10 protein-coding genes and 2 pseudogenes are annotated in these 11,577 nt (G+C 55.4%); 4 read left to right on the plus strand and 8 right to left on the minus strand.

Annotated elements, in window-relative coordinates:
* Entirely contained in the window at positions 1-141 is a 141-nt protein-coding gene (locus tag JMI88_RS03220) for a hypothetical protein (RefSeq protein ID WP_201360297.1), read from the minus strand.
* A gap of 228 nt (positions 142-369) precedes the next feature.
* On the opposite strand from JMI88_RS03220, the gene JMI88_RS03225 reads away from it, so the two are divergent.
* Positions 370-3,030 carry a PAS domain-containing sensor histidine kinase gene (locus tag JMI88_RS03225; RefSeq protein ID WP_236022801.1) on the plus strand — a complete coding sequence of 887 codons (2,661 nt, stop codon included), beginning with the start codon at positions 370-372 and terminating at the stop codon, positions 3,028-3,030.
* Positions 3,031-3,164: 134 nt separating this feature from the next.
* Here JMI88_RS03225 and JMI88_RS03230 read toward each other — a convergent pair.
* The 4 genes and pseudogenes from JMI88_RS03230 to JMI88_RS03245 form a co-directional block, all read right to left on the minus strand.
* Positions 3,165-3,986, minus strand: a pseudogene (locus JMI88_RS03230) (IS6 family transposase).
* Between the two features lie 262 nt (positions 3,987-4,248).
* Positions 4,249-4,491, minus strand: coding sequence for a DUF417 family protein (locus tag JMI88_RS03235; RefSeq protein ID WP_201360299.1), 243 nt, complete (start codon positions 4,489-4,491; stop codon positions 4,249-4,251).
* A gap of 62 nt (positions 4,492-4,553) precedes the next feature.
* Positions 4,554-4,949 (minus strand): response regulator, encoded by a 396-nt coding sequence (locus tag JMI88_RS03240; protein ID WP_201360300.1) that lies wholly within the window; start codon positions 4,947-4,949, stop codon positions 4,554-4,556.
* Between the two features lie 9 nt (positions 4,950-4,958).
* The gene (locus tag JMI88_RS03245) at positions 4,959-7,202 is read right to left on the minus strand and encodes a PAS domain S-box protein (protein WP_201360301.1); all 2,244 of its coding nucleotides are present in this window, start codon (positions 7,200-7,202) and stop codon (positions 4,959-4,961) included.
* Between the two features lie 407 nt (positions 7,203-7,609).
* Between JMI88_RS03245 and JMI88_RS03250 the strand changes: the two genes are divergently transcribed.
* A complete protein-coding gene (locus tag JMI88_RS03250; RefSeq protein ID WP_201360302.1) occupies positions 7,610-7,861 on the plus strand; it encodes a hypothetical protein in 252 nt (83 codons plus the stop codon).
* Positions 7,862-7,886: 25 nt separating this feature from the next.
* Positions 7,887-8,129, plus strand: a pseudogene (locus JMI88_RS40545) (transposase); the annotation flags it as partial.
* 77 nt (positions 8,130-8,206) lie between these two features.
* On the opposite strand, the gene JMI88_RS03260 reads toward JMI88_RS40545, so the two are convergent.
* The 3 genes from JMI88_RS03260 to JMI88_RS03270 all read right to left on the minus strand — a co-directional run bounded on the left by JMI88_RS03260 (position 8,207) and on the right by JMI88_RS03270 (position 11,183).
* Positions 8,207-9,145 (minus strand): NADP-dependent oxidoreductase, encoded by a 939-nt coding sequence (locus JMI88_RS03260; RefSeq protein WP_201360303.1) that lies wholly within the window; start codon positions 9,143-9,145, stop codon positions 8,207-8,209.
* A gap of 393 nt (positions 9,146-9,538) precedes the next feature.
* Positions 9,539-10,048, minus strand: a complete 510-nt coding sequence (locus tag JMI88_RS03265) for a dihydrofolate reductase family protein (RefSeq protein ID WP_201360304.1) — start codon at positions 10,046-10,048, stop codon at positions 9,539-9,541.
* 421 nt (positions 10,049-10,469) lie between these two features.
* Positions 10,470-11,183, minus strand: coding sequence for a transposase (locus tag JMI88_RS03270; RefSeq protein WP_201360305.1), 714 nt, complete (start codon positions 11,181-11,183; stop codon positions 10,470-10,472).
* Between JMI88_RS03270 and JMI88_RS03275 the strand changes: the two genes are divergently transcribed.
* A complete protein-coding gene (locus tag JMI88_RS03275) occupies positions 11,177-11,491 on the plus strand; it encodes a hypothetical protein (RefSeq protein ID WP_201360306.1) in 315 nt (104 codons plus the stop codon). The genes JMI88_RS03270 and JMI88_RS03275 overlap by 7 nt on opposite strands.
* Positions 11,492-11,577 lie beyond the last annotated feature (86 nt).

Genomic DNA, 11,577 nt, shown 5'->3' on the forward strand with positions numbered 1-11,577 from the left:
CTACTGCGGAGCATTGCGCAATGGTTTGATGCAGGCAGAGCGGCGATGTGCTTTGGAATACGTGCCACGCTGATGGCCGACATCATCGATAACCACAGTGTAGGGCTTTTCGTCAGCCCAGTCGATGCCTGCGTCCCACATGGGAGGTTCCTCCTCGAGCAACAAACGTTCCGGTCGCCTTTCGGATCCGACAGTTCCTATGCGCAAGCATACCCTTGCTCAAGCCCTTCTGTCGAGAGGGCTTGAAAGGAGTTGAACGGAGAAGGAGGTTCCGCGTCTTCTCACATTTCTCAATGCTGTTTCGAGATATCAGAACAGGGAAGCATCTTCCTTCCAGGGATGGGACCACATGAAAGGGATAGCTACTGCATGATGTTGAATGGAAAACAGATCAGGCATCTCACGCTTCCACTCTGGAAGGCGCTCATCAAGCATATTGCTGTGCAGAAACGTGCCGAGCAGCAGCTCAAAGCCTGCGAGGAGAACTTTCGTGTCCTTGCCGAGACCGTGCCACACCAGGTGTGGACCGCCCAACCTGATGGCTCGGTGACCTATTCGAATCAACGGTGGTATGACTATACCGGCGCCTCCCCTGAACAGGCCTTGGGCGAGGAATGGAGCCAGTTTTTGCACCCTGACGATTCTCAGCACGTCCTGATGGTCTGGCATCATGCGGTTGAAACAGGGAACCCCTATGAAGTCGAATATCGTTTTCGAGAGGGCCAAACGGGCGCGTACCGCTGGTTCTTAGCCCGCGGCATGCCGATGCGCGATGACGCAGGCCAGATCGTCAAGTGGTTTGGGACTGCAACCAACATCGACGAGCAGAAACGCTTGGAGGAAGACTTGCGCGTGCTGGCCGAGACCGTGCCACAACTGGTGTGGGTGAAACGACCCGACGGCCTGTACAAATACACGAACCAGCGCTGGCGTGACTACACCGGGTTGATGCTTGAACACATGCAAAACGACCCCTGGCCTCATCTCCAGTTCATCCATCCCGATGATCGGGAAAGCAACCGAGCGCACTGGCAGCATGCCCTGGACACGGGAGAAATGTTTGAGCACAAAGCGCGTCTCAGAAATGGCCAGACCGGGGAGTATCGCTGGTTCTTAACACGCGCCATGCCGGTGCGCGACGAAGCTGGCCAGATCGTCAAGTGGTTTGGGACCAACACTGATATCGAGGAGCAGAAACAGGCCGAAGAGAGAATCAAAATCAGCGAGGAGAACTGGCGTATGCTGGCCGAAACCGTTCCACAGCTCGTCTGGACAACGCAACCAGACGGCCGCGTTGACTACGTGAATCAACGCTATTGCGACTATACCCAGGCCACACTTGAGCACATCCGAGATGATGGCTGGCACCAGATTGTGCATCCCGAGGATATTGAGCGTACGCTGGCACTTCGGCGTCAGACACTCGCAACGGGTGAACCCTATGAGATCGAATACCGTCTCAAGAATCGTCAGACTGGTGAGTATCACTGGTTCTTAACCCGTGGCCTGCCGGTGCGTAATGAAGCAGGCCAGATCATCAAATGGTTTGGCACCAGCACCGATATTGAGGACCAGAAACGGGCGGAGCAGCAACTCAAAGAAAGCCGGGAGAACTTGCGCGTGCTGGCCGAGACCGTGCCACAACTGGTGTGGGTGAAACGACCCGACGGCCTGTACAAATACACGAACCAGCGCTGGCGTGACTACACTGGGCTCACACCTCAGCAGATACAAAGCGACCGCTGGGCGTTTATCCAGTTCATCCATCCCGATGATCAGGAAGGCCACCGAGCCCACTGGCAGCATGCCCTGGACACGGGAGAAATGTTTGAGCACAAAGCGCGTCTCAGAAATGGCCAGACCGGGGAGTATCGCTGGTTCTTAGTTCGCGCCATGCCGGTGCGCGACGAAGCTGGCCAGATCGTCAAGTGGTTTGGGACCAACACTGACATCGAGGACCAGGTGCGTATCGAGGAAGCCTTGCGCCAGAGTCAGGAGCGCGCGAACGCCCTGATGAACTCCAACATTATCGGGATCACTATCATCGAAGGTGAGCAGATCGTGGATGCCAACGACACCTATCTGCGCATGACCGGTTATACCCGCGAAGACCTGCGCGCCGGGAACATGAACTGGAGACATATGACGCCGTCAGAGTATCTGGATCGGACCTTCGAGGCTCATCAGGAACTGGCCACCCAGCAGTCGCTAACGCCCTATGAGAAAGAGTATGTGTGTCAAGATGGCAGCCGCCTGCCGGCCCTTGTGGGCGCGGTCGTCTTACCGCATCAACCACGCCAGGCCATCGCCTTTGTGCTCGATAATTCGGCGCGCAAGGAACTTGAACAACGCAAGGATACCTTTCTCAGTATGGCCAGCCATGAACTGCGGACCCCGCTTACTGCGGTCAAGATGCAGACCCAACTGGTGCGCAGACGCCTCGTAAAGCAAGCCCATCACGAGGCTGCCACAGAGCTTTCCAGGGTGGAGGAGCCGATCAAACAACTGGAACGCCTGATCGGAGAGTTGCTGGATGTCTCCAAGATGCAGGCAGGGAGATTGGAGTACGTTCAGGGGCCGGTGAATCTTGATGTATTACTGCGGGAGATCATCGACACCTTACAGCCCCTTCATCCAGGCCATACCATTCTCCTGCGTGATGCCGTGCAGATCAGCTTGATGGGGGATCGAGACCGACTCGGACAGGTCTTCACTAACCTGCTCAGCAACGCCATCAAATATTCTCCCAATGCAAAGACGGTCGAGGTTGACCTCGACGCCTCCCCAGAGGCGGTCGCCATCCGTGTGCGCGATCATGGCCTGGGCATTCCGCGAGAGCAGCGCGACAAGATTTTTGAACGCTTCTATCGGGCCGCAGGTCCCAGACAGAGAGAGATCGCCGGGCTGGGCATGGGACTCTACATTGTGGCCGAGATCGTCAAACATTATGGGGGAACGATCAGCGTGGAGAGCGAAGTGGGGAAAGGCTCCACCTTTACGGTCACCCTTCCCCTCACGAGGAATGCTTGACCGTGAAAAACACGCCATGCACGTCATCTGAGTCGGTGATGGCGGCAGCAGGGGTAACGTTTCCGGTTCTGTCAGAACTGAGGCTACAGAAAAGTATACTGGGCGAATGGAATACTCACTTCTCGCTCGTTGACCTATGAAGCTGCTTGTATTGCGATCTGTAAAGCGGCAAGACGCTGGAGAAAAGCCTGTCGTTGTTCTCGGAGAGAGACCACTTCGCCCATGGTGCGGCGAGGACGGAGGTAATTGTGCAATTCATCGAAGGCACAACAGAAGCGTGCTGCCGCTTCAACGGTTCCAAAACCACGCATCGGATACTAGCGCTGTTTGATGCCACGATGATCTTGTTCGAGCCGATTATTGAGATATTTGCTCGTTCGATGCCGGACATTGCTGCCCATCGTCTCGCGTATGGCACGCGGATAGGAAGCATGACCATCCGTCGTCACCTGATCGGGAATAGAGCCAACCACAGCCACTGCCTGTTTGAAAAACATCTGAGCCGCTTCCATATTTCGCTTCTCGCTCAACATAGAATCAACGAGATTACCATCGTGATCGATAGCCCGATACAAATAGCACCACGTCCCATGGACTTTGATGTACGTCTCATCGACATACCAGGATTTCCCGGCCTGCCCCTGTCTCTTGACACGTAATTGGTCCTTTATCAAGGACGCAAACCGCGCTTCCCAGTCTCGGATGGCTTCATGCGTGAACGGAAAGCCGCGCTCTAAAAACATCTCAGCTACGTCACGCAGGCTCAGCTTATAGCGGAGTCGCCATATGACTGCAAGCAGGACAATGTCCGTCGGGAATTCCAGATAGTTAAAAGGAGTGCCGGTTCGTTCGTTGAACGTATGTCTGCACTGAGTGCAGAAGAACGTTGTGTAGCCCAGTTTGGTTTTCTTTGCTCGTTTCTGAGTCATCGTTTCTGCACAATAGGGACAGTTCATAGGTCAACGTGCCTCGTTCCATCAAAATGATGAGATCAGCATACCAGAAATGGGGCCTCTGTGCCAAATGGGGGTTGAGTTCTGACAGAACCCTTGCTTGTCCCAAGCATGGTGGAGGCTCTTGTATTAACATACTGGATCATGGCTCTCTGATCTAGAAAGATCGGCGCATTAGGAGGCGTATCCAGCAGAGCAATGAGTTTCAGGTAGAGCGCAGACGAATTGCCCGAGGGTACATCCTCATCTATGAAGCGTTAGGTAGTCAACTGCTCTCATTATTGTGTGCTTGTTTGGCTGCATCCATCGCTATGATGCTCACGGTGGCAGCAGCCAGCACGACATCCTTTAATAGAAACTCACCATACAGGGTGAGCGCGGGAAATCCGGTCACTGCTGGCGCAATCACAAAAATGGTCAGTGTTCCAGTAAACAAGACCAGGCAAAGCAGGCCGACGTAACGCAGCCATGCACCTGCAATGAGGGGAATGGCGACAACGATCACCATCACTTACCAGAAAGGGATGAATACGATCACCATCTCTTTCTGGTAAAAAACTATTGTCCTTCTCATGCAAGAAGATTTGCGATCAATTGCAGCAGCGTCTCCAGATCAAAGGGTTTCTGGAGCGTTCTGAGATGATCCAAGGCGCCGCTTTCTTGTGGCAAATCGGCACTCATCAGGAGGATGGGTGTTTGCTCACCTCCTTCTCTACGCTGCAACTGGTCGGCGAGTTCCAGCCCATTCATCCCAGGGAGATGATAATCTAGTAGAAACAAATCAGGCGTGATCGTTTGCAGCATATTCAGCGCCATCTCGCCGCTCGGGGCAAGATGCCCTTGATAGATTGCCTCCTCCTGGAACGTTTCCAGCAGGAGATTGCCAAGGATGGGATCATCTTCGACAATGAGAATACGCTTGACAGCAAGAACATCACTCCATGCCTGTCGTTGGAACGTATACATATGCGCTCCTTATGTTCTTTTCAGGGGAAGCGTCACCTGAAACGTCGATCCTTTTCCCATTTCGCTCTTCATCGTGATGGATCCTCCATGGTATTTCACAATCTCCGCGACAATATACAAGCCCATTCCGAGGCCTGGAAAGGCGCGCTGATGTGGAGCAACCGCCCGATAGAAGCGCTCAAAGATTTTCTCGCGCTGCTCTTGTGGAATGCCGATACCCTGATCATGCACGCTGAGCGTCACGGCCTCTTCGGATGCCTTGATATACACCTCTATCGTGTTGGCTCCTGGGGAATATTTGATCGCGTTGCTGATCAGGTTCAGCAACATTTGCTCGAGCCGGTCCTTATCCCCGACCAGAAGAGGGGGGTACGCGGCACGATGCACGACGATGGTATGGGTCGTCTGCATCTGTTGCACGATATCAACGACCTCCTGGAGCACGTCGTCCAGATTCACCGTTTCTTGGGCATACTCCAGGGTGCCAGCCTGAATTTTGGAGAGGTCGAGCAACTCTCCGACCAATCGGGTAACCATGTTGAGTTGTGCCTCCATCCGGGAAAGAACGGTATCCGCGTTGTAGATGCCTTGCTTTCCCAGTTGCTTTCGTAATAGTTGCGTTTGCAGCTTCAAGGACGTGAGCGGTGTCTTGAGTTCATGGCTGACCATCCCTAGAAAGTGATCTTTGCGCTGCTCCAGCTCCTTGCGGGCTGAGTTGTCCAGCAGAAAGCCGATGCCCTGGAGCACCTCACCATGAAAGGCCACTCCTCCCATTAGCACGTCCAGGCGGCTACCATCCTTACACACGAGTTCGGCTTCAAAGGGCGTGGTATCTTGCTGCACGACCAGTTCCTGGTGCACTTGCTGGAACAGCGAGGGCTTCGAGGTTGGCAGGGTGAAACTGCCCCAGTTGATACACCGCCGGCACAGCTCGTCTCGGTTATAGCCCGTCATCCTCAGGAAGGTGTTGTTCCCTTCCACCACCACGTCGCCTTCGGCGAAAAAGATCCCGATCACGCTGGAACTCATGAGATGGTTCACGCGTTCCTGGCTCTGGCGCAAGGCGTCCTCGGTTTGTTTCTGCCTATGAATATCGGTGCAGGTACCAAACCATTGGACGACCTGCCTCTCCTCGTTCCGCAGAGGCACACCCCGTGATAAAAACCAGCGATAGGTGCCCGGCTGTCTCTCCCTGAGGCGATATTCAAACTCATAGGGTTCCCCTGTCTCTAATGCCTGGCGCTGAAGAGCCAAGACCCGCTCTCGATCCTCAGGATGTACAAACTGAAGTGAGACCGCTTCATCATGCGTGATATCTGTTCGGGGGGCTGTGTGCCACATACCCTGGATGCACTGCCGGTCAGCGGGAGGCAGTTGCTGGAGCCATTCATCCTCTGTGCATTGCTCGGACATCATATGGGCATAGTCGTGCGAGCGTCGATTACAGTAGGCGATGGAACCATCAGGCCGCCTGATCCAGACAAATTGGGGCACGGTATCGAGCACAGTACGAAGTTCCTCTTCCACGCGCTTGTACTGGGTAATATCGAATCCCGTACAGATCAGATACTCGACCTGCTGATTCGCCGCACATTGGGGCGTCAGCGTCACGGCAAGGTCGAGATACCTTCCTGGGTGTGGGTATATGCGGGCTTCAAAGCGTACCGTCACTCCCTGTCTGGCCTGTTCGATCGCCGCACCTAATTGCCTTTGGGCATGCGGGACAGACGACCACCAGGAAACAGCGGTGAGCGGTTTGCCAATCACCTCCTCGAGCTGGACCTGCGCGTCCGTCAAGGGACGCTGACTGATCTCCAGGATCAGTCCCTCCGGTGTCAACATCGCGACCCGCTCAGCACTGTGCTCCAGGAGATCCCGATACCGCTGTTCACTTTGGCGAAGGGCGTCCTGGCACTGCGTTGGTTCCGTGTTTTCCTGGAAAAAGACCGCGAGGCCCACTCCGGTGGGCGAGATCTGTGCATGGAACCAGGTCTGGGTTACCGGGGAACGATATTCCACGTCGGTCAGTTTCCGCGTCTGTCTGGCCTTGAGCACCGCCTGGTAGAGCGTTGTGCTCACCAGGTGAGGAGCGAGGCACCAGAAGCTGTTTCCAACAAGCGCCTCTTGTGTGGTGCCGAGCATGGTCTGCGCGCTCGCATTGGCATACACAATCGTTGTGGCGTCATCGACGACAATCAACGCATCAGGAAGCGTCTCAAGCGCGCTGAGGAGCGTTTCACGCGATGTGAGCATCTTGAGACGCTGCTTTGTGGATTGAACATCATGCAGTAGCTATCCCTTTCATGTGGTCCCATCCCTGGAAGGAAGATGCTTCCCTGCTCTGATATTCTCGAAACAGCATTGAGAAATGTGAGAAGACGCGGAACCTCCTTCTCCGTTCAACTCCTTTCAAGCCCTTCTGTCGAGAGGGCTTGAGCAAAGGTATGCTTGCGCATAGGAACTGTCGGATCCGAAAGGCGACCGGAACGTTTGTTGCTCGAGGAGGAACCTCCCAGGTGGGACGCAGGCATCGACTGGGCTGACGAAAAGCCCTACACTGTGGTTATCGATGATGTCGGCCATCAGCGTGGCACGTATTCCACAGCACATCGCCGCTCTGCCTGCATCAAACCATTGCGCAATGCTCCGCAGCAGTTTGCTTGGCAATCCACACGCTCCACACCTTGGGCATTGGAGTACTATCAACGCACGCGCTGGCCACTGCCAGCCTCACCGTGTTGCAACCGATTCGAGGCGGGGCCCGTTCCCTCTCGGATCTCAAGCTGCTGGCATTGCAGCGTCTGGCCGCTGAGAGGATCGGCGTGAAAGACCTGATTCGCCAACGCGGGCTGGTTCTGGAACAAGGAAGGCCAATTGATCAAAGCGCTTCGACTCTTGCGCGAGCCTATTGACCAATTGGAGAGCGAAAGCATCGCGATGGTTGAACAGACGCGCGAAGGGCAGATTCTGCTGTCGTTTCCAGGCTTTGGGCCAATCACGGCGGCGACGATCAGAGCGGCTATCGGCTCGATCCACCACTTCCCCTTGGCTTTGGCCCTCAACGCATACGTTGGTTGGGCGCCGGTGGTGGCTCAATCGGGAAGCACCTTGGATGCCTCCTCCTTGACCCGCGGGGGAGCCAGGACGATAAAGCAGATCATGTTGCTGGCTGTCACGCAGGTCATCCGTACAGCACTCGTTGTGCCTGTCATGTGCCTGTCACAAGCATCATGGTCATCTCCTCTTTTCCTCGTCCTCTACGCGTTGTCCTCTACGCGCAAAATGATTTTTCCGCGCGTGTGCCCTTGGAGGGCCTGCTCAAACGCCTGGGATGCCTCTGAGAGCGGGAAGACCCGCTCGGTGATTGGTCGGAGCTGGCCTGTATCTATCAGGTTCCCGATGTGTATGAGCTGTTCTCGATTGGGCTTGACGACAAAAAAGAACGCACGCACACCAAAGGCGGCAGCCTGCTCTTGGGATGGGGGGCTAAACACACTCAGGAGCAGTCCGCCCTTCCTTACGACGCACCAGGAGCGAGCTACTGTCTCACCGCCGATGGTATCAAGCACCATATCAACATCACGCACCACATCCTCGAAACGCGTGGTGGTATAATCAATGATCTCATCGGCTCCCAACGTGCGTAGGAATGCATGATTGCGTGCAGAGGCTGTCGCGATCACAGTGGCACCAGCCCACTTTGCCATTTGAACCGCCATGCTTCCCACGCCACCAGCGGCACCATGAATGAGAAGCGATTGCCCACTGGTAAGCCCTGCGTGCTCAAAAAGCGCTTGCCAGGCGGTCAGTCCAACCAGGGGGACTCCGGCTGCCTGTAGGTGCCCAAGGGTTCGTGGCTTGGGCGCCACATCAGTCGCGCGTGCGACAGTGTACTCCGCAGCCGCGCCATCCCGCCAAAATTCGGTGAGCGCATAGATAGCCTCTCCTACGGCGATACCAGTGACGCCGGACCCCACTTCAACGACCTCGCCAGAAACATCATGACCTGGTATGGGATGCTGACGTTCGATACCAGCCGGTGTTTTCCAGGTTTCCGGCCAGGTAGGTTCCTGCCACATCACACTGGTCGCATGGACCCGAATCAGGACTTCTCCCACTCCTGGCTGAGGTTTCGGTGCATCTTCAAACACAAATTGATCGGGTCCGCTCTGACTATAGAGGTGAATAGCTTTCATCTCTTACCTGTCTCCTTGTTCTTCCTCATGCTTCCAGCGCATTCCCAGGCTGATCTCGCCAGCAGGACCGACACATGACGCACGAAGTGCCGCAGGCGCTGAGAAGTCTTGAGCGAAAGGGGAGCTTCTGCATGGATATGTACCTGCATGGAGCTCCGAAGTGCTGTACCTGGCAACAGTATAGAATGATAATGGTCTTGCTACAAGGGCCATTTTATAGGGAAAGTACGGAGCCATTTTGCTCTGCCAGGTTTTGGAACTGGTCTCTCTCTGGCGAGCGTGCCCTTGGCCGGAGAGGTGCGTTCATCCCCCATCTGTTGCTTCTGTGCATGCCTTTCTCACGCGGAAACGAAGGGTGGTCAGTTGTTCTGCTTGTGAGGCGGCTATCGTCTCTCAGGCAACCTGTTCGCCCGCCTTTCGGGCAAAGAAGCGGACACCATCACCGAGCAAGATGGGCGCTACATGCACGAGGATCTCGTTAATCAGCCCTGCCTCGAGACACTGACGGGCAAGGCTGGCACCGATGATCAGCAGATTCTTCCCCTCTGTGGCTCGCAAGCCTGTCGCACCTGCGGATCGAATGTCATCCGAGAGGAACGTGATCGTCTCATCTTCTTCGTCGTCAGGTGCGTGATGCGTCAGGACGAACACAGGTCCGATCCAGGCTCCTCCGAAGACCTTCCGATACTCTGGTGGTAGTCCCGGTTTCCGGCCCACATTGTAGCTTCGTCTGCCACTCAGCACGGCACCTGTCGTCCGGATGACCTGGTTTACGACTGGGTTCGGACCAGCAAATCGGGCTACCCAGTCCATCCCATCGTCTGGCCCGGCGATAAAGCCGTCCAACGACATGGTGACGTGCCACAAAACTTTCCCTATCATTTCTTCAGTTGGCTGCTTCATAGATTCAGACCTCAAAACACCAGGATGTCACTGCCTGCGGATGCCTTGCTCCAGCCAAAAAGAGCGAATGTTCTTGGAGGAAAACGACGACTCTTTTGTCTGGTCCAGTCGAACGATTTCAGCAGGCACTTGTCCAAACAAGCAAAGTGCTTGATCATCCTCACATGTCGGTTCTCACCGTGCGTTGTTGTCCGTCTCACGTGAGATGACGTCAGTCTCAGAGTGGACTGCACCCTTGAGGGGAGACCACGGTCCAAGTCACAAAAGTGCCTGCTGGAAATAGGTCATCTCGAACTCTAGAGGGGGGACGTACCCCAGGCTGGATGGTAAATAAGGCCAAGAGTGGGTCTTACACACTCCTGGTGAAGCTCGCTTGCTCTCCAATATGGCCTGATGTTTCACGGCGAAATCTTCTCCCCTTCTAGAAAGCATGAAGAAGGCGCTGGCGGAGCAGAGAGATCCCGGCTCGTCCATACCCCATCCTTTTGATCAGCTTCAGCTTGTTGACGTGGCCCTCAACCAATCCATTGTTTTGGGGAAGGGTCAACCCTGCCACCACTGCGGCCTTGTCTCGCTCAACACTGGTAGCAAACCCTTGCAATTCACGAATCTGGCTCGCTCTGATCTGCTCAAGCCAAGCCTCCAGCCGTTCTCCGGTGCGTGTGCGCAGCATCTGGGCAAACTGCTCAACCAGGTTGTAGGCCAGCTCAATCTCTGGGTCAAGGTGTCGGAGGGTGATGAGCGCCTCTTGTTCATCGGGCTTCAGGTCTTCAGACCGACGAAGAAAAAGGAAAGCCGCAGACTTTGAGGAGAGAGGCGTTGGAGAGAGGTTGCATACTTTTGCCGCGTTCTTCTTCCCTTCTGGAAGCAAGCGAAGCAACTGGTCATGCATTGACTGATACGATTGCTTGTAGCCGCGCTCCCGCAATTCCCGATACAACTGCGCCATATTATGGCAACCAGCTTCCCACCGTTCGCGCAGGTAGGGGAGATGGACATCAACACCCGTCTTGCGCAGAGGCGATTGGTATTCGGGAAACGCGCCATGAGCTAACCAGCGCGAGACCGTCATATGACCAATGCCCACTTGTTCGCCAATAGCCGTCTGCGAGAAGCCCTGTTTGCGTAATGCCACGACTTGCTCGTATTTCGCAAGCCGCTCCTCCCGCTTCGCCTGACTCAGCTCAGCGGCCTTCCGATGAAGTCTGGGTGGCTGTTTCGCTTGTGCTTCAGCAAGAGGAGGGGCCAGGGACTTCTCGGCCTGACCTCGGCGATGAGCAGTCAGATGGCGGGCCAGCAGCCCCTCCAGAGCTTCTCCAAGATTCTTATGAAGTAGGCCACCAGCGAGGTACCGCTAAACGCGGCCCTTTTCCGATGGCCCCTTCCCGAACCCGCCGGGCACCTTTCGATGCAACGGGCTCTCCAGTTTCCAGAAGTCTCTGAGGACTGTTTATCGGCGCATCACGCGTCAACATCCCCTCTTCTTCTGTACTCCCTGCCACCCTTTCCCCTGTACGCCACTTTCTGGC

Source organism: Dictyobacter formicarum (assembly GCF_016587435.1).

What these genes read in the sequence shown, in the direction of transcription:
- JMI88_RS03235 (WP_201360299.1), bottom strand. Translation starts at nt 4,491, where the DNA reads ATGGTGATCGTTGTCGCCATTCCCCTCATTGCAGGTGCATGGCTGCGT.
- JMI88_RS03245 (WP_201360301.1), bottom strand. Translation starts at nt 7,202, where the DNA reads ATGCTCACATCGCGTGAAACGCTCCTCAGCGCGCTTGAGACGCTTCCT.
- JMI88_RS03240 (WP_201360300.1), bottom strand. Translation starts at nt 4,949, where the DNA reads ATGTATACGTTCCAACGACAGGCATGGAGTGATGTTCTTGCTGTCAAG.
- JMI88_RS03265 (WP_201360304.1), bottom strand. Translation starts at nt 10,048, where the DNA reads ATGAAGCAGCCAACTGAAGAAATGATAGGGAAAGTTTTGTGGCACGTC.
- JMI88_RS03225 (WP_236022801.1), top strand. Translation starts at nt 370, where the DNA reads ATGATGTTGAATGGAAAACAGATCAGGCATCTCACGCTTCCACTCTGG.
- JMI88_RS03260 (WP_201360303.1), bottom strand. Translation starts at nt 9,145, where the DNA reads ATGAAAGCTATTCACCTCTATAGTCAGAGCGGACCCGATCAATTTGTG.
- JMI88_RS03275 (WP_201360306.1), top strand. Translation starts at nt 11,177, where the DNA reads ATGCCACGACTTGCTCGTATTTCGCAAGCCGCTCCTCCCGCTTCGCCT.
- JMI88_RS03220 (WP_201360297.1), bottom strand. Translation starts at nt 141, where the DNA reads ATGTGGGACGCAGGCATCGACTGGGCTGACGAAAAGCCCTACACTGTG.